Annotated in this window: 18 protein-coding genes and 1 pseudogene; 8 read left to right on the top strand and 11 right to left on the bottom strand. The window is 74.5% G+C overall.

All coding sequences use genetic code 11. From position 1 onward, the window contains the following. Positions 1-11: 11 nt before the first annotated feature. Genes DSM26151_RS09810 through DSM26151_RS09795 form a run of 4 tightly spaced genes read right to left on the bottom strand, consistent with a single transcriptional unit; the run spans position 12 to position 3958 of the window. On the bottom strand, positions 12-917 hold the full coding sequence (locus DSM26151_RS09810) for a hypothetical protein (protein ID WP_234659376.1): 906 nt from the start codon (positions 915-917) through the stop codon (positions 12-14). Positions 918-962: 45 nt separating this feature from the next. Beyond that, a complete protein-coding gene (locus DSM26151_RS09805) occupies positions 963-2129 on the bottom strand; it encodes an Mrp/NBP35 family ATP-binding protein (RefSeq protein ID WP_234659375.1) in 1167 nt (388 codons plus the stop codon). After that, the gene (locus DSM26151_RS09800) at positions 2116-2640 is read right to left on the bottom strand and encodes a DUF1003 domain-containing protein (RefSeq protein WP_234659374.1); all 525 of its coding nucleotides are present in this window, start codon (positions 2638-2640) and stop codon (positions 2116-2118) included. Before DSM26151_RS09800 ends, DSM26151_RS09805 begins: the two co-directional genes overlap by 14 nt. Beyond that, entirely contained in the window at positions 2627-3958 is a 1332-nt protein-coding gene (locus DSM26151_RS09795; protein ID WP_234659373.1) for a magnesium transporter MgtE N-terminal domain-containing protein, read from the bottom strand. The genes DSM26151_RS09800 and DSM26151_RS09795 overlap by 14 nt, the downstream gene beginning before the upstream one ends. On the opposite strand from DSM26151_RS09795, the pseudogene DSM26151_RS15155 reads away from it, so the two are divergent. Together DSM26151_RS15155 and DSM26151_RS09790 are read left to right on the top strand one after the other, a co-directional pair. Further along, positions 3948-4256: pseudogene (locus tag DSM26151_RS15155) on the top strand (general stress protein); the annotation flags it as partial. The gene DSM26151_RS09795 and the pseudogene DSM26151_RS15155 overlap by 11 nt on opposite strands. A 299-nt stretch (positions 4257-4555) precedes the next feature. After that, positions 4556-4885 carry a hypothetical protein gene (locus tag DSM26151_RS09790; RefSeq protein WP_234659372.1) on the top strand — a complete coding sequence of 110 codons (330 nt, stop codon included), beginning with the start codon at positions 4556-4558 and terminating at the stop codon, positions 4883-4885. 355 nt (positions 4886-5240) lie between these two features. On the opposite strand, the gene DSM26151_RS09785 is transcribed toward DSM26151_RS09790, so the two are convergent. Further along, the gene (locus DSM26151_RS09785; protein WP_234659371.1) at positions 5241-6818 is read right to left on the bottom strand and encodes an aminopeptidase P family protein; all 1578 of its coding nucleotides are present in this window, start codon (positions 6816-6818) and stop codon (positions 5241-5243) included. Between the two features lie 52 nt (positions 6819-6870). Continuing rightward, positions 6871-7890 (bottom strand): endonuclease/exonuclease/phosphatase family protein, encoded by a 1020-nt coding sequence (locus DSM26151_RS09780; protein ID WP_234659370.1) that lies wholly within the window; start codon positions 7888-7890, stop codon positions 6871-6873. A gap of 129 nt (positions 7891-8019) precedes the next feature. Here DSM26151_RS09780 and DSM26151_RS09775 point away from each other — a divergent pair, with 129 nt between their 5' ends. Next, positions 8020-8886: a PHP domain-containing protein gene (locus DSM26151_RS09775; protein WP_234659369.1), complete on the top strand. Its 867-nt coding sequence runs from the start codon at positions 8020-8022 to the stop codon at positions 8884-8886. Between the two features lie 6 nt (positions 8887-8892). Here DSM26151_RS09775 and DSM26151_RS09770 read toward each other — a convergent pair whose 3' ends face one another. Next, entirely contained in the window at positions 8893-10383 is a 1491-nt protein-coding gene (locus DSM26151_RS09770; protein WP_234659368.1) for a DEAD/DEAH box helicase, read from the bottom strand. Between the two features lie 133 nt (positions 10384-10516). On the opposite strand from DSM26151_RS09770, the gene DSM26151_RS09765 reads away from it, so the two are divergent. Further along, complete coding sequence (locus tag DSM26151_RS09765) at positions 10517-11227, top strand: ferritin-like fold-containing protein (RefSeq protein WP_234659367.1); 711 nt, start codon at positions 10517-10519, stop codon at positions 11225-11227. A gap of 55 nt (positions 11228-11282) precedes the next feature. On the opposite strand, the gene DSM26151_RS09760 is transcribed toward DSM26151_RS09765, so the two are convergent. Together DSM26151_RS09760 and DSM26151_RS09755 are read right to left on the bottom strand one after the other, a co-directional pair. Then, a complete protein-coding gene (locus DSM26151_RS09760; protein WP_234659366.1) occupies positions 11283-11588 on the bottom strand; it encodes a hypothetical protein in 306 nt (101 codons plus the stop codon). Continuing rightward, complete coding sequence (locus DSM26151_RS09755; protein ID WP_234659365.1) at positions 11588-11812, bottom strand: DUF3107 domain-containing protein; 225 nt, start codon at positions 11810-11812, stop codon at positions 11588-11590. Before DSM26151_RS09755 ends, DSM26151_RS09760 begins: the two co-directional genes overlap by 1 nt. Positions 11813-11906: 94 nt before the next feature. Between DSM26151_RS09755 and DSM26151_RS09750 the strand changes: the two genes are divergently transcribed. Continuing rightward, positions 11907-15026: a UrvD/REP family ATP-dependent DNA helicase gene (locus tag DSM26151_RS09750; protein WP_234659364.1), complete on the top strand. Its 3120-nt coding sequence runs from the start codon at positions 11907-11909 to the stop codon at positions 15024-15026. Next, a complete protein-coding gene (locus DSM26151_RS09745; RefSeq protein ID WP_234659363.1) occupies positions 15023-18367 on the top strand; it encodes an ATP-dependent DNA helicase in 3345 nt (1114 codons plus the stop codon). Before DSM26151_RS09750 ends, DSM26151_RS09745 begins: the two co-directional genes overlap by 4 nt. 79 nt (positions 18368-18446) lie before the next feature. Here DSM26151_RS09745 and DSM26151_RS09740 read toward each other — a convergent pair whose 3' ends face one another. Then, positions 18447-19700 carry a phosphotransferase gene (locus DSM26151_RS09740; protein WP_234659362.1) on the bottom strand — a complete coding sequence of 418 codons (1254 nt, stop codon included), beginning with the start codon at positions 19698-19700 and terminating at the stop codon, positions 18447-18449. A gap of 82 nt (positions 19701-19782) precedes the next feature. Between DSM26151_RS09740 and nudC the strand changes: the two genes are divergently transcribed. Next, positions 19783-20796 (top strand): NAD(+) diphosphatase, encoded by a 1014-nt coding sequence (gene nudC / locus DSM26151_RS09735; protein WP_234659361.1) that lies wholly within the window; start codon positions 19783-19785, stop codon positions 20794-20796. Next, on the top strand, positions 20781-22562 hold the full coding sequence (locus DSM26151_RS09730) for an ATP-dependent helicase (RefSeq protein ID WP_234659360.1): 1782 nt from the start codon (positions 20781-20783) through the stop codon (positions 22560-22562). The genes nudC and DSM26151_RS09730 overlap by 16 nt, the downstream gene beginning before the upstream one ends. 836 nt (positions 22563-23398) lie before the next feature. Here the strand turns inward: DSM26151_RS09730 and DSM26151_RS09725 are convergent. After that, a complete protein-coding gene (locus DSM26151_RS09725; RefSeq protein ID WP_407650930.1) occupies positions 23399-24859 on the bottom strand; it encodes a zinc-dependent metalloprotease in 1461 nt (486 codons plus the stop codon). Between the last annotated feature and the right edge of the window lie 151 nt (positions 24860-25010).

The raw sequence follows: 25010 nt of genomic DNA, 5'->3' as shown, positions 1-25010 counted from the left end.
CCGGGCGGGCGTCACCCGGCGGGCCGGTCGAGCCCGCACCGCTCGGTGTAGTAGGCGTACAGGTCCGCCTTGAGCGCGTCGCCCGACGCGAACTCGAGCCGGCCCTCGCGCCCGTCGCCGGTCGCGACGTCGAACGGCAGGATCGTGCCGCGCTTGTCGTCGGCGATCCCGTGCGCATCGCAGCGTGCGGGGCGGACCGCGAGCGGCACATCGACCGGCTCGTCGCCCGCCGCGACCTCCAGGTCGAGCGCCCAGTCCCCGCCGTCCTCGTCGCCGATGAGGGTCGTCGCGGCCACCCCGGCGATCGAGAGCGTGTGGTCGACGGCTCCGTCGCCCGACCCGCCTCCGGTCGAAGCGGATGCCACGGGCACCACTCGCACGTCGATCCACGCCCGCATCGCGGCATCCGCCCCGGTCGTGCGCAGCCGATCGGGCAGCTCGATCGCGGCGACCGCCGCGACGGACTCGGCCAGGCAGTCGGTCGCGGCGATCCGGGCCATCGTGTCGAACGGGTCGTCGGGCACGAGGGTTCCGGTGCGCTCCCCGCCGTCCGCGGCGACCACGCGCACCTCGACGCCGACCTCGGTCGGATCGCCGTCGCACACGGTCCCGGGCAGCGGCAGGCGGATGTCGATCGCGTCGTCGCGACCCAGCTCGAACGGGTCGTCACGGGTCATGCCGGGGCGCAGCGCGGGGGAGTGGACCTCGAAGCCCGAGACCTCGAGCGGGTCGCCCGAGTTGGCGAAGTGCAGCACGAGCAGGCCCTGCGGCACGTCGAGGCGGCCCTGCCGGACCTCCAGGGTGAGGCCGTCGGGGAGGCCCTCGGGCTCGCCGGGCTCAGGCGCCGGCGGCGAGCACGCCGCCGACGCGAGCACCATCAGGGCGGCGAGCGGCGCTGCCGCGACCCGCGCACCCACGGGCGGTGCAGTCGAGCGAGCGGCACGCGGCATCCGTCTCACCCGTCATCGCACCGAGACGTCCAGGTGCCGGCCGGCGAGCGAACGCGGCCGACCCGCGAGGAACGCCGCCGCCTGCTCGATCGCGCGCGCGGCCGGATCGTCGGGCTCGGCCAGCACGACCGGCATCCCGTCGTCGCCGCCGCGCCGCAGCGCGACGCTCAGCGGCACGCTCGCCACGACCGGGACGGGCTCGTCCACGCCCTCCGACAGGCGCCGGGCGACCTCGTCGCCGCCGCCGGAACCGAACAGGTCGAGCAGCGACCCGTCGGGCTGCGCGAGCCCCGCCATGTTCTCGACCACGCCGATGACGGTCTGCCCCGTCTGGCGGGCCACGAGCCCCGAACGCTCGGCGACGTCGGCCGCGGCCGGTTGCGGGGTCGTGACGACCAGCACCTCGGCGTTCGGCAGCAACTGCCCGAGCGAGATCGCCACGTCGCCCGTGCCCGGAGGCAGGTCGACGAGCAGCACGTCGAGGTCGCCGAAGTACACGTCGGTCAGGAACTGCTGCAGCGTTCGGTGCAGCATCGGCCCGCGCCAGGCGACCGCGACCGACGACCCGCGCCCGCCCGGCTCGGTCGGCTCGACGAACATGCCGATCGAGATGACCTTCACGCCGTGGGCGACCGGGGGCAGGATCATGTCGTCGACCCGGGTCGGCCGCGCCGCGGTGCCGTGCTCGTCGACGAGCCCCAGCAGCGCCGGCACCGAGAACCCGTGCACGTCGGCATCGACGAGACCCACCGACAGGCCACGTGCCGCGAGCGCCACCGCCAGGTTCGCGGTCAGCGTCGACTTGCCGACCCCGCCCTTGCCGCTCGTGACCGCGATCACGCGCGTCAGCGTGCCCGGGCCGAACGGGTTGCCGCGCGCCGCGCGCCCGCCGCGGAGCCGCTCGGTGAGGGCGTGCCGCTGCTCGGGGGTCATCACCCCGAGCTCGACGACCGCGTTGCCCGCGCCGACGACGCCCTCGGCCGCGGCGCGGACGTCGCGTTCGATGCGGTCCGACGCCGGGCAGCCGACGATCGTCAGGCGGATGCCGACCTCGACGCCCGTCGCGGTCGCCACGACCCGGTCGACCATGTCGAGCTCGGTGATCGGGCGGCGGATCTCCGGGTCGACGACCCCGGCGAGGGCCGTGCGGACGGCGGCCTCGACGTCAGGATCCGGCATGCGTGGCATCCTCCGCATCGCGCTTGTCGAGGTCGTCGAGGATCTGCCGCAGCTCCTGCCGGATGAACTCCTTCGACGCGAGGTCGCGGACCGCGAGCCGAAGCGCGACCACCTCGCGCGCCAGGTACTCGGTGTCGGCGAGGTTGCGCTCGGCGCGCTGCCGGTCCTGCTCGATCTGCACGCGGTCGCGATCGTCCTGTCGGTTCTGGGCGAGCAGGATGAGCGGTGCGGCGTACGACGCCTGCAGGCTGAGCACGAGGGTCAGGGCGATGAACCCGAGTTCGACCGAGTCGAACCGCCACGCGGGCGGGGCGAGGGTGTTCCACAGGATCCAGAACGCCACGAACAGGCTGAGCCCGAGCAGGAACCACGGCGTGCCCATGCCGCGAGCGACCCACTCGGTGAACCGGCCGAACCGGTCGCGGTCGCCCGACCTGCGCGACGGCGCCGACCCGCGCCGTGCGCCCTTCGGGGTGTCGAAGCGGCGGTCGTCCGCGTCAGCGCGTGCCATCCGGCGCCCCCCTTCCCGCGACCGGAATGCTCCCGGTGTTCAGCTGCGCGCGCGCCGTGGCGCGCCGGTGCAGCTCGTCGTCGTGGTCGTCGTGGCTGCGCCAGTCGTCCGGCAGCAGGTAGTCGAGCACGTCGTCGATCGTGACCACGCCCACGAGCCGGTGCTTCTCGTCGACCACGGGCACCGACACGAGGTCGTAGCTGGCGAGGATGCGGCTCACCTCGGCGGCGGACGTGTCGGCCTTGACGGGCTCCAGCCCCTGGTCGATGAGCGACCCGAGCCGCTCGTGCGGCGGGTAGCGGAGCATCCGCTGGAAGTGCACGATGCCCAGGAACCGGCCCGTCGGCGGCTCGTACGGCGGCAGCGTCACGCACACCGCCGCGCCGAGCGCGGGCGGCAGGTCGTGCCGCCGGATCAGGGCGAGGCCCTCGGCGACCGTGGCATCCGCCGAGACGATGATCGGCTCGGTCGTCATCAGGCCGCCCGCGGTGTCGGGGCCGTACGAGAGCAGGAACCGGACGTCCTCGGCCTCCTCGGGCTCCATGAGCTCGAGCAGGTGCTCACCGCGCTCCTCGGGCAGCTGCGCGATGAGGTCGGCCGCATCGTCGGGCTGCATGTGGTCGAGCACGTCGGCGGCGCGGTCGTCGCCCAGCTTGGCGAGGATCTCGACCTGGTCGACCTCGGGCATCTCCTCCAGCACATCGGCCAACCGGTCGTCGGGGAGCTCGGCCGCGACCTCCTGCCGTCGCTGCGGCGTCAGGTCGAGGAGCGTGTTCGCGAGGTCGGCCGGCTTCAGCTCGGAGTACGTCGCGATGAGCTGCTCGGCCGACTGCGCCTCGCCGACGGCCGTGGTCTCATGCACCTCGCGCCACGTCACGTACGCGGACGGGCCCTTCGCGAACGGCGACGCACTCGTCTTCGGGCGCCTCACGAACAGCTGGTCGACCTCCCACTCGCCGGCATCGCGCTCCTCGATCGCGACATCCTCGATCGTGGCCGTGCCCGAGCCGTCGTCGAAGGTGACCTTGCGGCCGAGCATCTCCGCGATCACCCGCACCTCGCCGCCGCGCTGCTCGAAGCGCCGCATGTTGATCAGCCCGGTCGTGATGATCTGACCGCCGCCGATCGAGGTGACCCGCCCGATCGAGACGAACACGCGGCGCTTGCCCGGGATCTCGACGATGAGGCCGACGACCCGCGGAGGGTCATCCTTCCGGTACACGACGAGCACGTCGCGGACCTTGCCGACGCGATCCCCGGCGGGGTCGAAGACGGCGCACCCGGCGAGTCGGGCGACGAAGACTCTCGTGGCGCTCACGCCTCCCAACCTACCGCGCAGGGCGCCGGATCGACCGGCGACCGCGCGTGCATGGGAGAATGGGCGGGTGAGCAACCAGTCGCCGTTCGGCGGTCGTCTCGGCCGCACCTATCCGACGCTGCCCACGGGGGAGACCGTCGCCAGCTACGAGACCTACCTCGAGGCGCAGGCCGCCGTCGACGCGCTCGCGAAGGCCGAGTTCCCCGTCCGCGAACTCGCGATCGTCGGCCACGACCTGAAGACCGTCGAACGCATCACCGGCAAGCTCAGCTGGGGCCGTACCGCCGGTGCCGGCGCGCTCTCGGGCGCCTGGCTCGGCACGTTCCTCGGTCTGCTCTTCTTCATCTTCTCCCCGCAGGGCACCTCGCTCGGCGTGCTCGCCGCCGCCGTGCTCTTCGGCGCCGGCTTCGGCATGATCTTCTCCGTCGTGACCTACTCGGTCAACCGCCGCCGCCGCGACTTCACCTCGGTCATGCAGGTGCTCGCGACGCGGTACGCGATCGTCGGCAGTTCCGAGCACGTCAGCCGTGCCAGGCAGGTCCTGGGCGTGACGGATGCCGCGGCGCCGCCGTCGCCTGCTGCCCCCGTCGGGGGCGCTTGGGGGCGGGCGGTGCCGGGAACGGTGGTGCCCCGGGCGTCGGGGCGTCGGGTGGTGCCGGGGCATCGGCTGTCGGCGGCGCGGATGCGCCGGGTGCCGGTACCAGGGCCTCGGGTGCAGCGACCGGTTCGGGCGTCGGCCCGTCGCCGGACGAGCCCGAGGCAGGCGACAAGCGCACCGACGAGGCATCCGCAGAAGCCGGCCCCGACGCCGAGCCGGAAGCCGATGCCGACCCCGCACGCCCCGCGATCGACCCCGACCGCCCCCTCACCTACGGCGAGGCGCAGGACGCCGCGCGCCGCGCCGCGCGCGAGCGCGGCGACGCCTAGCCTCTCCTCACCCTCCCCGCGTCGCGGCGTAGCCCCCGCCCCCGCCGCCCGCCCCGCCGAGTGTTGCTCGTCGCGTCGAGTGTTGCCGCTCGAGCGGCATCAGTCGGCGGGAGTGGTATCACTCGGCGGAGCATGGAGGGTGGTGGAGGGTCCTCCGTGCGTGAGCGACGGCGTGCGGCGGCGGGTCGTTGGTGCGCGGCGTTCCGTGCCAACCGTCGTCGGACCGACCGCGATCCCGCTCGTCAGCCCGCCGAGTGTTGCTCGTCGCGTCGAGTGTTACCGCTCCAGCGGAATCACTGGGCGGGAGCGGCAACACTCGATGGAAAGGTGGGACGTTCAGACGGGCGCCCGCGGGTCAGGCCTGCGCCCCGCGCACCCACGCCTCGACCTCCGCGATCGTACGGGGAATGCGGGCCGAGAGGTTCTCGGCGCCGTCGGCGGTCACGAGGATGTCGTCCTCGATGCGCACGCCGATGCCGCGGAACTCCTCGGGCACGCTCAGGTCGTCCGCCTGGAAGTACAGCCCCGGCTCGATCGTGAAGACCATGCCCGGTTCGAGCACGCCGTCCATGTACATCGCCCGGCGCGCCTGCGCGCAGTCGTGCACGTCGAGGCCGAGGTGGTGGCTCGTGCCGTGCACCATGTAGCGGCGGTGGAACTGGTTCTCGGGCTTGAGCGACTCCTCGGCCGAGACGGGCAGGAAGCCCCACTCGGCGGTGTACTTCGCGATGACCTCCATCGCGGCGGCGTGGATCTCACGGAACACGATGCCGGGGCGAACGATGCTGAGCGCGGCATCCGCCGCCTCGAGGACGGCCTCGTACACCTGACGCTGCACAGCCGAGAACTCGCCGTTCACGGGGAACGTGCGCGTGATGTCGGCCGTGTAGTAGCTGTCCATCTCGACGCCCGCGTCGAGCAGCACCAGGTCGCCCGGGACGACCGGGCCGTCGTTGCGGGTCCAGTGCAGGATCGTCGCGTGCGGGCCCGCCGCGGCGATCGAGCCGTATCCGACGTCGTTGCCGTCGAGCCTGGCGCGGGTCGCGAAGACGCCCTCGATCACGCGCTCGCCGCGGACCTCGCTCGTGATGCGCGGCAGCTCGGCCAGCACCTCGGCGAAGCCGCGTTCGGTCGCGTCGACCGCGGCGCGCAGTTCGGCGACCTCGAACTCGTCCTTGACCAGGCGCAGCTCGGAGAGCACGCGCGCCAGGTCGGCGTCGGGCTCGTGCTCGGCGTTCACCTCGATGCTGAACGGGGCGTCCGAGGCGTTGGTGGACAACGCCGCCTCGGCCGCGAAGCGCAGGCGCCCGTGGTCGACGCGCTCGGTGATCGCCGGGTCCGCCTCGCGCAGCACGAGCGTCGCGGTGTCGACCGCGGCGACCACCGCGTCGAAGTCGGCGATCCCGCGCGTCGCGACCTGGAGATCGGCGGCGACGTGCTCGAGCGACGGGCGCGGGCCGATCCAGAACTCGCCGATCGCGGGGTTGGCGTAGAACTCCTCGCTGTCGCGGCCCGCGCGCTCGCGGAAGTACACCGTGGCCTCGTGCCCGGCCTCACCCGTCGGCTCGAGCACGAGCACCGCGCCCGGCTCGGAGTCGGACCCCCACCCGGTGAGGTGGGCGAACGCGGAATGCGCGCGGTACGGGTACTCGGTGTCGTTCGCGCGCTGCTTCATCTCGCCCGCGGGGATCACGAGGCGCTGCCCGGGGAACTCGGCGGAGACCTTCGCGCGGCGCGCCGCGGCGTAGGCGGCCTGCGGGCGGGCGGACGGCGGCGTCTCGTCGCGCTCGGCCCAGTTCCCGCCGATGAAGGAGCGGAAGCCCTCGGATTCCGGAGTGGTCGAACGGTTCGCGTTCCGGCCGGTCTCCTCGGCGGTGGTCTCGTCGGTGGGGGCCTCGTGGGCCGTCGCGGTGGCGTCGCCGGTGTTCGTCATGCCCCCATTCTCCCACCGCGCCCTGAGCGTCCCGTGCCCGGGCGGCGCCGGGTCAGCCGGCGGGCGAGAGGGTCGCGACGATCGGGCGGTGATCGCTGCCCGCACCGTCGAGCCCGTCGAGCACGCGGAAGCCGTCGACCCGCCAGGTCGGCGTCGCGAGCACGTGATCGATCGGGCTGCCCAGCAGTTCGGGCACGCTCGTGGGCCAGGTGCCGAGCCCGCCGGCACCGCCGGCCTTCGCGGCATCCTCGCATCGACCCAGGTCGCCGCCATCGATGCCGCGCCCGGCGAAGTGGTCGAGCGTCGCGTTGAAGTCCCCGGCCATGATCACGTTCTCACCGGCGCACTGCTCGGCGAGCCAGTCGAGGTCGCTGCGCCAGTTGCGCAGTTCCCAGCGGATCGGAGCGACCGCGTGCACGGCGACGATGCGCGGGCCCGCACCGTCGGCGGGCTCGGCGACGACGCTCGGCAACGTGTTCGTGTTGCCGGGCGGCCCCGGCCACGGATCGTTGACGACCCGGTAGTCGCCGAGGTCGGGGGTGATGAGGATGGTCGTCGATCGGGCCTTCGCGATGTCGTCGAACGCCTGCGTGTGCACCCACATCGGCCGGCCGCCCTCGCGCATCGCGATCGCGACCTCCTCGCCGAGCGGTTCGGTGGTCTCGGGCAGCACGACGACGTCGGCCCCCTGGGCGAGGGCCAGGTCGGCGATCGTGACCGCGTCGGGCACCTCGCCGAGCGTGTTCCACGACAGGACGGTGACCTGCCCGGATGCCTCGGGGGCGGCTTCGCCGCCGAGGCCCCGGGCCGCGAGCACGCCGAGGTTGCCGAGGGCGAAGACGATGAGGATCGCCGTCAGCGCGCCGAGGAGGCGTCGGCCGGACCCGAGCAGCATCGCGAGTGCGAGGACGGCCGCCACGACGCCCGCGGCGAGGGCCGCCGAACCGCGGAGCGCGACGACGTGCGCCGCGACCCACTGGTCCTGCAGGCCGAGGGCCTGGGGCCAGAGCAGGACGGCTGCGAGTGCGGCGGTGCCGATCGCGACGGCCCAACCGATGATGCGGGGGAGCATTGCCTCCAGCGTAGGCCAGCGCACCCGGCGGAATCGGCCTGTCCACAGCCCGTCGGCTGAGAGTCGGCGGTGAACCGTGCCTGCCCGGCCGACCGCGGGCGGGACGGCCCGCGACCTACGATGGGTTCCATGCCCGACGCCACGTTCGCCACGCCGGCGGACCTGCACGCGCATTCGACGGTGTCGGACGGCACCGACACGCCTGCCGAGCTGGTCGCGGCGGCGGCGCTCGCCGGGCTCGAGGCGCTCGCGATCACCGACCACGATTCGACCGCCGGGTGGAGCGAAGCAGCGGATGCCGCCCGCGCGCACGGGATCGCGCTGATCCCGGGCCTGGAACTGTCCACGCGCGTGCAGTTCGCGAGCGTGCACGTGCTCGGCTACCTCGTCGATCCCACCGACCCGGGACTGGTCGCCGAGACGCGACGCATCCGCGAGTCGCGGCTCACGCGCGCCGAGGAGATCGTGCGCCGCATCGCGGCCGACTACGAGCTCACCTGGGACGACGTGCTCGCGCAGACCACGGTGGGGTCGACGATCGGTCGCCCGCACATCGCCGACGCACTCGTCGCGCGCGGCCACGCCGAGACCCGATCGGACGCGTTCGCCGGCATCCTGCACTGGCGCTCGGGGTACGCCCAGCCGCACTACGCGCCCGACCCGCTGACGGGCATCCGCCTCATCCGAGCCGCCGGCGGCGTCCCCGTGCTCGCGCACCCGGGCACCCGCGGTGCGGAGGAGGTCATCCCCGACTCACGGCTGCGCCGACTCGTCGCGGGCGGTCTGTTCGGCCTCGAGGTCGACCACCCCGAGAACACGGATGCCGCCAAGCCGCGACTTCGCGAGATGGCGCGCCGGCACGGGCTCGCGATCACGGGCTCGAGCGACTACCACGGCATCGGGAAGGCGAACCGCCTCGGCGAGCACACGACGGCCCCGGAGGTCGTCGAGCGGATCCTCGCCGAGGGGCGCGGCAGCGCGCCCGTGCTTCCGTAGCGAGCGTCAGGCGGTCGGCGACGGCGACGCGGCGCCGGCCGCGTTGCCGCCCGAACGGCCGCCGCGGCGACGACGGCGACGGCGCGGGGCGGCGTTGCCGTCGTGGTGCTCCTTGCCCTTGCCGTCGTGGGTGCCCGCGCCGGGCTCCTTCTGCGCGGACTCGCCCTGCTCGGCCGCAGCGCCCTCGGCCACCGGCCGGCCGCCGCGCGTGCGGCGGCGAGCGCGCGTGGAGCTCGAGCCCGCGGCATCCGCCTGGCCGTCGCCCTCGCGGCGACCCGCGGTGCTCGATCGCGGCGGGGTGGCCGCGGTCGGCGGCTTGAGCCGCCCCTTCGTGCCCTCGGGGATGCCGAGGTCGGAGTAGAGGTGCGGGCTCGACGAGTAGGTCTCGGTGGGCTCCGGCTGGCCGAACTCGAGCGCGCGGTTGATGAGCGCCCACTTGTGCAGGTCGTCCCAGTCGACGAACGTCACCGCGATGCCGGTCTTGCCGGCACGGCCCGTCCGGCCCGCGCGGTGCAGGTACGCCTTGTCGTCGTCGGGGATCGTGTGGTTGATGACGTGCGTCACGTCGTCGACGTCGATGCCGCGCGCTGCGACATCCGTCGCGATCAGCACGTCCTTCCGGCCGGCCTTGAAGGCGGCCATCGCTCGCTCGCGCTGGTCCTGGTTGAGGTCGCCGTGCACGGCGGCGGCGTTGAAGCCGCGATCGTTCAGTTCTTCGACGAGCTTCGCCGCGGCGCGCTTCGTGCGCGTGAAGATGACGGTCTTGCCGCGACCCTCGGCCTGGAGGATGCGCGAGATCACCTCGTCCTTGTCGAGCGAGTGCGCGCGGTAGACGAGGTGCTTGATGTTGGCCTGCGTGAGCCCCTCGTCGGGGTCGTTCGCCCGGATGTGGATGGGCCGGGTCATGAACCGGCGCGCGAGGGCGACGATCGGGCCCGGCATGGTCGCCGAGAACAGCATGGTGTGGCGGGTCGCGGGGGTCTGCGCGAACAGCTTCTCGATGTCGGCGAGGAAGCCGAGGTCGAGCATCTTGTCGGCCTCGTCGAGCACCATCTCGGTGACGTTCTTCAGCGACAGCACGCGCTGCGAGGCGAGGTCGAGCAGACGGCCGGGCGTGCCGACGACGATCTGCGCGCCGGCCTTGATCTGCTCGATCTGGCCCTCGTACGCCTTGCCGCCGTAGATCGAGACGACCTTCGTCGGGCGGTTCGAGGTGGCGAGCTCGAGGTCCTCGGTCACCTGCACGCACAGTTCGCGCGTGGGGACCACCACGAGGACCTTGACTCCGGGCTCGGGGTCGTCGCCGAGGCGCTGGATGATCGGCAGGCCGAAGCCGAACGTCTTGCCCGTTCCGGTCTTGGCCTGGCCGATGATGTCCTGGCCGGACAGGGCCAGGGGGATGGTCTGCTCCTGGATGGGGAAGGCGTCGCTGATGCCCTTGGAGGCGAGTGCCTCGACGATGTCGGGCGCGATGCCGAGTTCGGTGAACGTGGTCACGTATGTCTACCTGTCGGTGAAGAACGGGTGCGCCCTGCTTCGATCGACAGGCGCACGGCCGCGGTTCCGTCGCCCGCGTGCGGGGACCAGCCTAACGGAGTCGTCCGGGAGCCCCCCGGATATGCTGTGGTACGTGGTGAATTGGCCGACGTCCAGGCGACCCCGTCCAGAGGCCCCGAGGCTGCGCCCGCGGGTCGCTCCGACCGAACTCAGCCGCATCGACTTCACCGAGTTCACGCCCGAGCCGGTCGCGTTCCTCGGCCAGGCGGCGTACGTGCAGCTCGAGATCTTCGAGAACCTCGCCCGTGCGGTCTCGACCGCACCCGAGCTCGGGGCGAAGGAGGGGCTCAGCGCCACGGCGGGCGTGGCCCTCCGGCGTCACCACGAGCTCATCGCAGAGTTACGGCGGCTCGGCGCCGAGCCCGCGAAGGTCATGGCGCCGTTCGCTCCCGCGCTCGACCGGTTCCGCCAGGCGACCTCGGGCGCCGACTGGTACGAGCTGCTGCTCGGCATCCACATCACCTCGGGCATGCTCGACGACTACTTCGTCCGGCTGGCCGAGGGGCTCCCGCACGAGCTGCGCGGGCGCATCCGGGCGATCCTCGGCGGACCGCGCTCGTCGGAGGTCATCGAACAGGAGCTCGTCCGCGCCGTCGAGGCCGATCACACGCTCGACGACCGGCTGGCGCTCTGGGGTCGGAGCCTCGTGGGCGACACGCTCCTGATCGCGCGGTCGGCCATCCGGTCGGGCTCGGGCGGCCACGCCGCCGACGTCGAGCCGGTCTTCACCGAGCTCATCGCGGAGCACACGCGGCGCATGGACGCGCTCGGCCTGACGGCCTGACGGCCTGACGCGGCGGGCCCGGCTCGAAGGCCCGGCGGGCGCGGGGCGCCCGCGCTCAGCCGCGGGCGAGCCCGAAGCGCGCGAGGCGCTCGAAGGTGCGCGCGTCGTCGTCTTCGCGTCGACGGCCGACGAGGTAGGCCACCCCGACGGCGGCCGCAGCGGATGCCACGAGCGAGACGACCCAGATCCAGCCGCCGTCCCACGGCATGCCGAGCCAGGTCAGCGCGACCCAGACGACGGCCGCGACGCCGGTGCCCACGGCCGGCACGAGCACGACGCCGTGGAACCGACGCCGGGGCACGGCGTACCTCGCGCCGAGCCCGAGGATCGCGCCGCCGAGCGCGACGAACAGCAGTTCCATCAGCCGACGAAGCCGATCTTGCGCGACTCCTCGGTGCCGATCTCGACGTACGCGAGCGCCGCGGCGGGCACGACGTACACGGTGCCCTTCGCGTCGGCCAGGCGCAGCACGGGCGACTGCCCGGACACTGCTGCCGAGACGGCCTGCTCGACCTCCGCCGCCGTGTGCGAGGTCTCGAACGCGATCTCGCGGGGGGAGTTCTGGATGCCGATGCGAAGGTCCACTGCACGCCTTTCTGTCGTTGCCCTCACCCTACCGACCCGCGCCGCTCGGGGCGCCTCGCGTTCACTGTCGGCGGACACGGATACCGTTGGCGGCATGCACCCCCGAGCGACCCTCGCCCCGGCCGACACGAGCCTCGTCGAGCGGCTCGCCTCGGCGAGGCACGCGGCCGTGTTCGGCGGGCCGGGGTCGGGCAAGACCTCGCTCGCGGTCGAGGTCGTCGCGCACCGCGTCGGGCTGGGCATCGCGCCGACCGAGGTCCTCGTGCTCTCGGCGACGCGGCGCACGGCGACCGTCATGCGCGACGCGCTCGCGCTGCGCCTCGGGATGACCACGCGCGGCGCGCTCGCGCGCACCGCGAGCGCGGTCGCGTACGACCTCGTGCGGGCGAGGACCGGCCGTGCGGTCACCCTGCTCACGGGCGCCGAGCACGACCAGGTCATCGGCGAACTGCTCGAGGCGCAGTCGCTCGACGGCGGCGGCCCGGAGTGGCCCGACGCGCTCGGGCCGGAGGTGCGCGGACTCCGGGGGTTCCGCTCCGAGCTGCGCGACCTCATGATGCGGGCGGTCGAGCAGGGCGTCGAGCCGGGCGATCTCGCGATGCTCGGTCGCCGCGCGGGCCGCGCGGAGTGGGTCGCCGCTGCGAGCTTCCTCGCGGAGTACCGCGAGGTCAAGGAACAGCTGCGGCCGACGCAGTTCGACTCAGCCGAGCTCGGCGCGTACGCCGCCGCGATCGTGCGCCGGAGCGTGCACGACCCCGACGACGCGCGCGCGCTCGGTGCCCTCGGCGACCTGCGGCTCCTCGTCGTCGACGACGCGCAGGAGGCGACCGAGGCGACCGCGGCGCTGCTGGGGGCGTTCGCCGCGCGCGGCGTCGACGTGGTCGCCCTCGGCGATCCGGATGTCGCGAGCAACGGCTTCCGCGGCGGCCGGGCCGACCTGCTGGGCTCGCTCGGGTCGGTGCTCGGCGGCGTGTCGGTCGAGCGCGTCGACCTCCCGGTCGTGCACCGCGGGCGCCCGGCGCACCGCGAACTGCTCTCGTCGGTCACGGCGCACATCGGCACGGCGCTCGGGGGCGCGCATCGCGCCGCCCGGCTCGTCGCGCCGAGCGATGCCCCTGCACGCGACGCCGACCCCCTCGAGCCCGTGCTCGGCATCGAGGCGCCGTCCCCGGCGGCCGAGGGCGCCTGGATCGCCGGGCTGCTGCGGGAACGCCACCTGCTCGACGGCGTGCCCTGGTCGTCGATGGCGATCGTGACCCGCTCGGGTGCCGAGCTGCCGGGGTTCGCGCGTGCACTCGCCGCGGCCGAGGTCCCGGTCTCGGGCGGCTCGGCACGGGTCGCGCTCCGCGACGCGCCGGGCTCGGCCTCGCTCCTCGCGGCCGCCGCGGTCGTCCTCGAGCTCTGGCCGCTCGACGCCGAGGCGGCGACGACGCTGCTCACCGGGCCGCTCGGTCGGCTCGATCGCGTCGGACTGCGCAGGCTCAGGCTCGCGCTCAGACATGAAGAGCTCGCCGCGGGCGGGGTCCGCAGCGCCGACGAACTGCTGGTCGAGGCGCTGTCCGTCGCGGGCGGCTTCGCGACGATCGACGCGCCGGCCGGTCGCCGGGCGAATCGCCTCGCCGGGTTGCTCGACTCGGCCCGACGGGCGGCGGCGCGCGGTGCGACCGTCGAAGAGCTCCTCTGGCTGCTCTGGCACGACAGCGGGCTCGAATCCGAGTGGGCCGGGCAGGCCGACGGGAGCGGCGTGCTCGCCGACGAGGCCAACCGGTCGCTCGACGCCGTCGTCGCCCTGTTCGCCGCGGCGCGGCGTTTCGTCGAGCGCGAACCCGGGGCACCCGCCCGGCGGTTCGTCGGCGACGTGCTGCAGAACGCGCTCCCCGAGGACTCGCTCGCCCCCGAGGGCGGCGCCGGCGCCGTGGTCCTGGCCACTCCTCCGGCGCTCATCGGCCGCGAGTTCGACGTGGTCGTGATCGCGGGCCTCCAGGACGGGGTGTGGCCGAACCTCCGCCCGCGCGGCACGCTGCTGCACGCGGCATCCCTGTCGCGGGCCGTCGAGGCGGCCCGGGCGGGCATGCCCGAGCCCGAGGCCGAGCCGGCGTCGGCCGTCCGCGCGTCCGTACGCGGCGACGAACTGCGGCTGTTCGCGCTCGCCGCATCGCGCGCCGTCCGGCAGATCGTGCTGTCGTGCACCTCGAACGACGACGAGCAGCCGTCGGTCCTCATGGGGTTCGCGCCGGTCCGGCCGCCGGCACGGCGGCGTCGGCCGTTGCACCTCCGGGGCATGGTCGGCGCGCTGCGCCGCGACGCGGCGGCCGGTGACCGCGAGGCGGCGTCGGCCCTCGCGATGCTCGCCGAGCAGGGGGTGCCCGGCGCGCACCCGGAGGAGTGGTACGGCACGGCCGAGCCGTCGACCACGGCGCCGCTCGTCGACCTCGAACGCGACCCCGAGGCGCTCGTGCCGGTCTCGCCGTCGCAGATCGACCGCGTGGAGGAGAGCCCGCTCGGCTGGTTCGTCGATCACGTCGCACAGCCGCCGTCGGGGCTGGCCGCGTCGATCGGCACGATCGTGCACGCCGTCGTCGAGGAGGCCGCGAAGCGGCCGGGCGAGGTCGACGTCGAGACGCTCTGGGCCGACGTCGAGCGGCGATGGCGCGACCTCCGCTTCGAGGCCGGCTGGGTCGCCGAACGCGAGCGTCGCGGCGCTCGCCGGATGACCGAGGGCGCCGCCGACTACCTGGCCGACGCCGCCGACGACGGGGTGGTCGTGCTCGGTGCCGAGGGGCGGTTCACACTCGTGAGCGGCCGGGTGCGCATCACCGGGACGATCGACCGGGTCGAGGCCTCGCCCGACGGCACGACCGTGATCGTCGACCTCAAGACCGGCCGGACCCCGCCCACGGCGGCGAAGACCGCCGCGCATCCGCAGCTCGCCGCCTACCAACTCGCCGCGCGCGCCGGGGTGCTGCCCAGCGGTGGGCGGGCCGGCGGTGCGAAGCTCGTCTACGTCGCGCGCCCGGTCGGGGGCAGGCTCTACACCGAGCGCGCCCAGCAGCCGTTCGACGACGAGGCCGAGGCCGCGTTCCGCGAACGACTCGACGCGGTCGCGCACGTCATGGCCGGGGCGCGGTTCGACTCGCCCGTCGAGTTCGCGCACGGCTCGCGGCTCGGCGACTGGCAGTACCGGGTGCACCTCGTCCCGGCGGTGTCCGCATGAGCCCGGCACGCATCGGCGCCGACGAGATCGCCGCACGACTCGGCCTGCACCCGCCCACCCCGGAACAGCGTGCCGTCATCGAGGCCGACCCCACCGGGCGGAGCATCGTCGTGGCGGGCGCGGGCAGCGGCAAGACCGAGACGATGGCCAACCGCGTCGTCTGGCTGCTCGCGAACGGCGCGGTCGACGTGCCCGAGGTGCTCGGACTCACCTTCACCAGGAAGGCGGCGGGCGAACTCGCCGAGCGGGTCCGGGAACGCGTGGCGCAGCTCGTCGCCGAGGGCATCGCCGAGGTGCGACTCGATCCGCTCGAATCCGCTGCGGTGTTCACCTACAACGCGTTCGCCGGCGCGATCCACCGCGAGCACGCGATGCGCATCGGCCGGGAACCCGACGCGACGATCCTCGGCGAGGCCGCGGCGTGGCAGCTCGCGCGGAGCATCGTCTCGGACGCGGCCGACCCGAGGCTCGTCGAGCTCGATGCATCGCTCGACCGGGTGACGGGCGCAGTGCTCTCGCTCAGCCGCGCGCTCGCCGAGAACGTGACCGACAGCCGCGACGTGCGCGCGTTCGCGCGGGACTTCCTCGCCATGCACGACCTGCCCATCGAGGCGCCGCGCAAGCGCACCCCGTTCGACTCGTTCACCTCGGCGCTCGGCGTCGTCGAGGCGCTGCCGCCCCTGCTCGAACTCGCCGACGCGTACGCGGCCGAGAAGCAGCGCCGCGGCGTCGTGGAGTTCTCCGACCAGGTGGCCCTCGCGCTGCAGATCTGCACCGCGCACCCGGAGGTCGCGGCGGAGCACCGCGAGCGCTACGCGACGGTGCTCCTCGACGAGTACCAGGACACCAGCGTGGTGCAGACGAGACTGCTCGCCACGCTCTTCCGCGACCACCCGGTCATGGCGGTCGGCGACCCCGACCAGTCCATCTACGGGTGGCGGGGCGCCAGCGCCGCGAACCTCGCCCGGTTCGACGGCGACTTCTCCTCGGCGGGCGACGCGGCCGCCTACGACCTCTCCACGAGCTGGCGCAACCCCACCATCGTGCTCGACGCGGCGAACACGCTCATCGCGCCGCTCGACGGCGGCATCCCGAAGGCGCCGCTGCGGCCCTCGCCGTTCGCCGAGGCCGGCGCGCTCGAGATCCGCTGGTCCGAGACCATCGACGAGGAGGCGGCCGCGGTCGCCGACTGGCTCGCCGAGCGGATGCGCGGCGCGCAGCGCACCGGCGCACTGCTGTGCCGGACCTTCGCGCACGTCGACCTGTTCGCGACCGCGCTGCGCGACCGCGGCGTCCCGGTCCACGTGCTCGGGGTCGCCGGGCTCCTCGACCAGCCCGTCGTCGCCGACCTCGTGTGCGCGCTGCGCGTGGTGCACGACCCGACCGCGGGGTCCGAGCTCCTGCGGCTGCTCGGCGGTGCCAGGTGGCGGATCGGGCCGGCGGACCTGGCCGCGCTCGGCTCGGTCGCGCGATGGCTCGCCGAGCGCGACCTCGCGACCCGGCGCCTCGCCGACGAGGTTCGCCGTGGCATCCGCGGGTCGATCGCGCCCGACGAGTCGCCGTCGATCGTCGACGCGCTCGACTTCGTCCTCACCGCACCCGACGACCATCGCGCCCTCGCAGCCCTGAGCGCCGAGGGCCTCGCCCGCATGCGTCGGGCCGGGGCGCAGCTGCAGTCCCTGCGCCGTCGTGCCGGGCTCGGACTGGTGGACTTCGTGACCCTCGTCGAGCACGAGCTGCTGCTCGACATCGAGGTCGCCGCGAACCCCGGTCAGCCGCTCGGTGCGGCCAGCCTCGAAGCGTTCGACGACCTCGTCTCGGGCTTCGCGGACTCCGCCGAGCTTCCGACCCTCGGGGCCTTCCTCGGGTGGCTGCTCGAAGCCGAGCAGCGCGACCGGTTGAGCCCCCGACAGGACGACCCCGAGCCGGGAGCCGTCCAGGTGCTCTCGATCCACGGGTCGAAGGGGCTCGAATGGGATGTGGTGGCCATCCCGCGGATGGTCGACGACGAGCTGCCCTCGAAGCCGCGGAGCAACCGCGGCTGGCTCTCGTTCGGGTCGCTCCCGGGCGAGTTCCGCGGCGACCGCGACGAGATCCCGCAGCTCATGTGGCGCGGCGTGCAGAGCCAGGCCGAGTTCGACGAGGCCGTGAAGGCCTACGCCGAGGAGAACCGGGAACGGCACGCCGACGAGGAACGCAGACTCGCGTACGTCGGGATCACCCGGGCGCGCCGCGAACTGCTGCTCACCGGATCCTGGTGGGCCACGCAGCGGTCGCCGAGATCGCCGAGCCCGTTCCTGCGCGAGCTCGCGGTCGCCGGAATCGTCGACGCAGCCGCGCTACCGGCCGGGCCCGCCGAACCCGAGAACCCGCGATCGTCGGCCGCGGCCCGGGTGAGCTGGCCGCTCGACCCGCTGGGCGCGCGCAGGCCGGCGGTCGTCCGCGCGGCGGACGCCGTCCGCGAGGCGGCGAGCCTGCCGACCGGGTTCGGCATCGGTCCGACCCTCGCCGACGAACTGCGGATGCTCCTCGAGGAGCGCCGACGCCGCGGGCGTTCGCGCGGCGGAGCCGGCGTGCCGACGCGCATCCCGGCATCCCGGTTCAAGGACTACGTCGACGACCCCGAGGCCGTCGCGGCAGACCTGGCGCGACCGATGCCGCAACGGCCCTACCGAGCGACCCGGATCGGCACCCTGTTCCACGCGTGGGTCGAAGCGCGTTCGGGCGGCTCGACGGCGCGTCCTGCCGGTCCGGCGGGCGCCGACACTCCGCTCGACCTCGACGCATTCGATGTCGACGTCGACGGTGCGGGGGCCGACGAGGTGCTGGCCGATCCCGTCGAGGCGCGCCTGCGGCGCCTGCGCGAGACCTTCGCGGCCTCGGAGTGGGGCGATCGCCGCCCGACCGCGGTCGAGCTCGAACTGCACCTCCCGCTCGACGGCCAGGTGTTCGTCAGCAAGCTCGACGCGGTGTACGACGTCGACCCGGGGAGTCCCGACGGTCGTCGCGGCATCCGGGCCCAGGTCGTCGACTGGAAGACCGGAGCGGCCCCGCGCGACGCACGCGAGCTCGAGCTCCGGCAGACGCAGCTCGCGCTGTACCGGCTCGCCTACGCGCGCTGGTCCGGACTCGACCCCGAGGTGATCGATGCGGTGTTCTACTACGTCGAGGACGACGTCGTGCTGCGGCCCGACGCGCTGTACGACGAGGCCGAACTGCGGCGCGCCTGGGCGGGCGTGCGCGGGCGCACCGGAGCGGGCCGGAACGAGACGCACGAGACCGACACGGGTGAGGGCGCACCCGTTCCGCGCGAGGTGCGGTCGGCGATCGCGGCGAGCTGAGGCGGTCGGCGACCACCCCGGGCCGTGGCGGGCCGGCGCGGCGGCTCGGCGAGCCGAGGCGGGTCGTGCGGCGGCAGCGCTAGCCTCGCGCGTCGCCCGCGGCGGGCGCCGTCGTCTCGGAGGCCCCCGACGGCGGCGCGGCGTCGCCCCAGTCGCTGAGGTCGAGCGGCATCGGCGCGGTCTGCGACGGATCGTGCGCGTCATCCGGGCCGACGTCGCGGCGCCCGTCGCGCCGCCCGCCGGCGGGGTCGTCGCCGTCGCCGCCTTCGAGGTGACTGCGGAGCTCGGACACGTCGTAGCTGTCGGTGAGCATCGTCGACGCCTGCTCCCGCGGGAGCCCGTCGCGCGGGGTCTCGTCGAGCAGTCGTTCGACGTCGGCGACCGCCAACGCGGGGCCGGTGTCGGTCGTGAGCGACTCCGACGACCGGTCGTGCACGCTCGCGACGAGGCTGTCGAGCAGGCCGACCGCGTCGTCGATGATCGTGTCGTCGTGCGTGTCGATGCCGTGCAGCAGCCAGCGGGCGAGCTCGAGCTCGCCGTACAGCAGCGCGCGGCGGGCGAGTTCGGCATCGGCACCGCCCGAGCGCGCCGCGATGTAGGCGGTCAGGGTCGTCTCGGCGGCGTCGCCGGTCGCGGTGAGCACCCAGTGCAGGTCGCGAGCGGGGTCGTCGAACGCGAGCGCGGACCAGCCGAGCACACCCGAGACGCCATCGCCGTCGACGAGGAACGAGGCGGCGTCGAGCGCGCCGTTGACGACCGTCGGGGCGAAACGCCACAGGGTGTCGTCGTCGGTGGCCTCCTCCCATCGGCGCAACAGCGCGGCCGGCAGTCGTCCCGTGTCCGCGGCGCGGTCGATCAGCGCGACGGCCGCCTCGCGTGCTTCGCCGGCGGTGCGCCGCGGAAGGCCCGAGTCGCCGATGAACCCGGCGGGGAGCGAATGGATGGCGGCGATCGCACGGCCGACCTCGCCTGCGAGGTGCGCGTTCGACGTCAGCTCATCGGCGGTGCGAGCGGCGCCGGGGATGAACTCGGTGACGACGGCCCGCGTCGGACCGATCGGGGCCTGGCCGACGAACCGGGGCACGGCGAAGGGCAGGCGAGAGCGGATGCCGGGGGTCAGCGCGCGCAGTGCGACGAGGTCTGCGGACTGCTCGGATTCGGCCGTCTGCGAGCGCGGGGCGCGGATCAGCAGCCGCCGTCCGTCGGTCGCGTGGAGCTCGACCGCGTCGAACGAGCCGTCGCTTCCGCGGCTGTGGGCGCGAGCCGCCCGCACCTCGAGTCCGGCCACCGCGGCCGTGGCCAACGCGGCTAGAGTGAGTGGGGGTCTGGCCATGGGGGACAGCCTACGCAGGCGTTCGGCGGACCCGACGACCGCCACGCGTTCCCGACGCTTCCGGCCCGACGAGAGGTGCACCGTGCTCGAACCCGACGTGCCCACCCCGGCGGGTGCGACGCGGGAGGGCACGGCGCCGGCGGCGCAGCCGACCCCGGCCCCGGCCCCGCCGCTCGCCCGCGAGCACCTCGACCGCGACGCGTCGGCACGCACCGCACCGGGCCGCGAGGCCGCGTTCGATGCCGACCCCGAGGCGCTCGTCCTCGCCCTCCACGACGGCCGCGTGCTGGTGCGCGAGGGCGTCGACGGACTCGAGCTGCGGCATCCGTCGACCCTGCCCGCACCGGGCCTGCGCTGCTTCCTCGGGCGGACGCTGACCGACCCGGGAGCCTCGGGGCCGGGCGCGCCGATCGAAGCGTGGGTGTACGACGCCGACGCATCGGCCGCGATCGCACCCGGCACGCGCTGGGCCGGGCTCCGATCCGTGGCCGCCGCGTTCGGCGACCGCGATGCGGGGCTCGCGGTCGAGGCGGTCGCACTCGCGAACTGGCACGCGGTGAACCGGTTCTGCCCGGCGTGCGGCGGCTCGACCGAGGTCGTCCAGTCCGGGTGGGTGCGGCGGTGCCCCGCCGAGGACCGCCTGCTGTTCCCGCGCACCGACCCGGCCGTGATCGTGCTCGTGACCGACGACGACGACCGGGTGCTGCTCGGCTCGAACGCGATGTGGGAGCAGAACCGGTTCTCGGTGCTCGCCGGGTTCGTCGAGCCGGGGGAGTCGCTCGAGGCCGCCGTCGTGCGCGAGATCGCCGAGGAGGCGGGCCTCGCGGTCGATCGCGTCGAGTACCTCGGGTCGCAGCCCTGGCCGTTCCCCGCGAGCCTGATGTGCGCGTTCGCGGCGCGGGTCGCGCCCGGCGCCGCGACGGCCGCGGTGCCCGACGGCGAGGAGATCCTCGAACTGCGCTGGTTCGACCGTGACGGCATCGCCGAGGCATCGGGGAGCGTCGCGCTTCCCGGCCCGACCTCGATCGCGCGGTGGATGCTCGAGCGCTGGTACGGCGCGCCGCTCGAGTCCTCGCTGCCGTGGTCGACGTCGTGACCGACGACCGGGTCGCCGACCCGCTGCTCGCCGCCCTCGACGACGAACAGCGAGTCGCGGCCGAGGCGCTGAACGGGCCCGTGTGCGTGCTCGCGGGCGCAGGCACGGGCAAGACCCGCGCGATCACGCACCGCATCGCGTTCGGCGTGGCATCCGGTTCCTACGACCCGGCCCGCGTCATGGCGCTCACGTTCACGGCGCGCGCCGCGGCCGAGCTGCGCGCGCGCCTGCGCGTGCTCGGCGCCGGCGCGGTCGCGGCACGGACCTTCCACTCCGCGGCGCTCGCGCAGCTGAACCACTTCTGGCCCATCGTCGCCGGCGGGCCGGCCCCGCGAGTGCTCGATTTCAAGGGTCGACTGCTCGGGCTCGCGGCCGAACGCGCGGGCGTGAAGATCGACACGCCGACCCTGCGCGACGTCGCAGCGGCGATCGAGTGGCGCAAGGTGAGCCTCGTCGGCCTCGACGACCTCCGCGTGCGTCTCGCCTCGCGCGGCGCGCCCGGCGCGCTCTCGGTGCAGCAGACGCTCGACCTCGTCGAGGCGTACGAAGCGCTCAAGGACGAGCGTCGTGCGATGGACTTCGAGGACGTCCTGCTCGCCACCGCGGGCATGATCGAGGCCGAACCCGCGGTCGCGATGCAGGTGCGCGAGGCCTACCGGCACTTCGTCGTCGACGAGTACCAGGACGTCTCGCCGGCGCAGCAGCACCTGCTCGAGCTGTGGCTCGGCGGTCGGCACGACGTCTGCGTGGTCGGCGACGCCAGTCAGACCATCTACTCGTTCGCCGGGGCGAGCGCGGGGTACCTGCTCGGGTTCGAGCGGGCGCACCCGGACGCCACCGTCGTGCGGCTCGAGCGCAACTACCGGTCGAGCCCCGAGATCGTCGACGTCGCGAACCGGCTCATGCGCGGGCGCGCCGGAGCGCTGCGACTGACGGCGGCGGCACCGGACGGCGACGGCACGCGCGCCGCGCCGGCACCCGACGTGCGCGTCTACCCCGACGAGCTCGCCGAGGCCCGCGACGTCGCGACGCGCATCCGCAACCGCATCGACGCCGGTGCGCCCGCCGAGTCGATCGCCGTGCTGCTGCGGGTGAACTCGCAGTCGGCCGTGTACGAGCAGGCCCTCGGCGAGGCCGGGGTGCCGGCCCGCGTGCGCGGCGCCCGGCGGTTCTTCGACCGCCCGGAGGTCCGCGAGGCGGTGCACGCGATCCGCGCGGCCGCGCTCGCGATCACCGACGAACCGCTCGTGAAGTCGGTCAGCGACGTGCTCCGTTCGCTCGGCTGGAGCCTCGAGCCGCCCGCGGGTCCGGGGGCCGTGCGCGATCGGTGGGAGTCGCTCAACGCGATCGCCCGCCTCGTCGACGACCAGCCGCCGGGCACCACGTTCCGCGTGTTCGCCGACGACCTGCGCTCGCGCGCCGAGTCGCACCACGAGCCCCCCGTCCAGGCGGTGACGATCGCGACCCTGCACTCGGCGAAGGGCCTCGAATGGGAGGAGGTGCACCTCCCGGGACTCGTCGAGGGCATGCTGCCGATCGCGTACGCGGATGGCCCCGAGGCGATCGACGAGGAACGGCGCCTGCTCTACGTCGGCATCACGCGGGCACGGCGACGGCTGAGCCTGAGCTGGGCGCGCTCCGCCGGGCACCGGAACGAGCGGGAGCCGTCGCGGTTCCTCCGAGAGCTCGACATCCGCACTCCGGATGCACCGGCACCGCGACCGGCCGCGGCCCGAGCGGGCCGAGCCGGCCGCGCGGGCCGCTGACCAGCAGCACCGAGCCGTCCAGGCGCGTGCGCCCCGTGCGCAGCAGGTCGTCGAGAGCGGATGCCGCGAGCGCGACCGCGTCGTGACGCGCCCGCGCGGGCACGTGCGGCGCCGGCGCGATCGCGAGCTGCGCGGCGACGGCCGGCCACGCGGCATCCGCATCGCGCCGGGTCAGGTGCACGCATCGCAGGCACGGCCCGCGACCGGGCCGCACGAACGGGCCGATCTCGACGCCGCGCTCGTCGAACACGATCGGCAGGTGCGCCACGTCGGCCGAGAGCCACGGCAGGTGCAGGGCCGGCGGGATGACACGTGCGCCGACGAGCACGGCGGCGTCCGTCGTCGCGGGGTCGGCGTCGGCCTCGGCGCGCGGCCGGTGGCCGAGGCGCAGCAGCGCGGTGCCGAGGTCGTCGACGATCTCGGCCGGCCCGGCGAGGGCCACGACGCCGCCTCGCCCGGCATCCGGCGCCACGGCGTCGCGATCCGGGTCGTCGGCGTGCACGAACGCGGGGGAGAGTCGGTCGATCAGGTGGTCGATCCGCTCCGGGTCGCCGCCGAACGCCCGTCCGATCGTGTGCAGCGTCGTGCGCGATGCGCCCGCGCGCAGGACCTCGAGCAGCGCGGTCTCGAGCGGACCCGGGTCGTCGAGGACGGCGACGGGGCGCGTGCCGCCGAGCTGCAGCGCGTCGGGCGAGCGCCAGACGATCGGGAGCGCGGGATCCAGGCGAGGGCTCATGGGCGCCAAGCATGCCCGAGCGGATGCCGCCGCCGTCGGCGCCGTCCACAGGCGCGCAGACGGGCGAGCTGGCGGGGCCGGGGCGGGCCTTCCGAGCCGGTCAGCCCTGCCGGGGGTCGTCGCCGGGTTCGCCGCCCGGCCGGTCATCGCCGTCGGGCGCGTGGCCGTCGGGCGCGTCGCCGTCGGCATCCGGTGCCGCGCCGGCATCCGCTTCGCCGTCGGACGCAGGGGGGAGGTCGCCGCGAAGCAACGCCTCGAGGGCCTCGTCGAACTCGACGTCGACCTCGCCCGACGCCTCGCCGCCCGCGGCGAGCCGCGCCGCGAGGGCCGACGGGTCGTCGAGGTCGGCCGAGACCGGCAGCAGGTCGGGGTGCGCCCACAGGGCATCGCGGCGGGCGACGCCCACGGCGTCGGTCACCGCGCGCCACATCGCCGCCGCCTCCCGCAGGCGGCGCGGACGCAGCTCGAGGCCGACGAGCGTCGCGAGCGCCGACTCGGCCGGCCCGCCCGTCGCGCGGCGGCGACGGATCATCTCGGCGACCGCGTCGGCCTTCGGCAGGCGGCTCGTGGCATCCGCCGTCACGACGTCGACCCAGCCCTCGACGAGGGCGAGCATCGTCTCGAGGCGACCGAGCGCGGCCTCCTGGTCGGGGCTCTTCGGCCGGATCAGCGCGCCGTTCGCGACCGCGTCGCGCAGCTCGTCGGTGTTCGACGGGTCGAAGCCCTCGGCGAGGCGCTCGAGGCGCTCGAGGTCGATGTCGATGCCCTTCGCGAACGCCGTGATGGCCGTGATCAGGTGCAGGCGGAGCCAGCGCGCGTGCCGGAAGAGGCGCGCATGCGCGATCTCGCGCACCGCGAGGTACAGCTCGACCTGGTCGGTGGGGATGTCGAGGTCGCGGCCGAACTCCGCCACGTTCTGCGGCACCAGCGCCGCCCGGCCGTCCTCGAGCACCGGGAACCCGACGTCGCCGCCCGAGACGACCTCGGTCGAGAGCTGGCCCACGACCTGCCCGAGCTGCATCGCGAACATGGCCCCGCCGATGCCGCGCATCATGCGGCTCGCGCCCTGCACCATCTCGCGCATCTCCTCCGGAGCCTGCTCGCTCATGACCCGCGTGAGGGCGTCGGCGATGCTGGTGGCGACCGGTTCGGCGAGCTGGATCCAGATCGGCATGCTCGCGGCCGCCCACGACCGGCGCGTGAGCAGCTCGGGCGTGCCGGGCAGCCCGGACAGGTCGGCCGCCTCGTCGAGCCAGAGCCGGGCGAGGTCGAGCGTGCGCTCGAGGCGCTCGGCGTCGGCCGACTCGACCTGCAGCTGCCCCGCCGCCGCGCGCTGCTCGGCCTGGCGCAGCGCGAGGGACCAGTCGATGCCCTCGCCTTCGGAGCGCTGCATCGCCTGCTGCAGCTGCCCGAAGATCGCCGCGAGGCTCGCGGGGTCGTTCGGCAGCCCCGCGGCATCCGCGAGCTTGGACGGATCGATGCCGCCCGATCCGGACAACAGGTCGCGCAGCATGTCGCGGAACTCGTCTTCGGGGTTGCGGTCCTCGTCGCGTTCGGCCACCCGGGCCACCTCCTCGCTCGCGGATCCCACGCTACCGCCGCGGTTCTGCAACCTTCCCGGGAAATGGCCTAGGCTGACCGATCGGGTGTCCGCCCGTCGCGAACAGCGCCGGCCCGATCCGACGGGCCGCCTCCGCGGGCGCTCGGGAAGG

It is taken from the genome of Agromyces marinus (genome assembly GCF_021442325.1).
Classification (GTDB): Bacteria; Actinomycetota; Actinomycetes; order Actinomycetales; family Microbacteriaceae; genus Agromyces; species Agromyces marinus.
The sequence above is the reverse complement of the archived record's forward strand: the minus strand, read 5'-3'. Positions and strand labels throughout refer to the sequence as shown.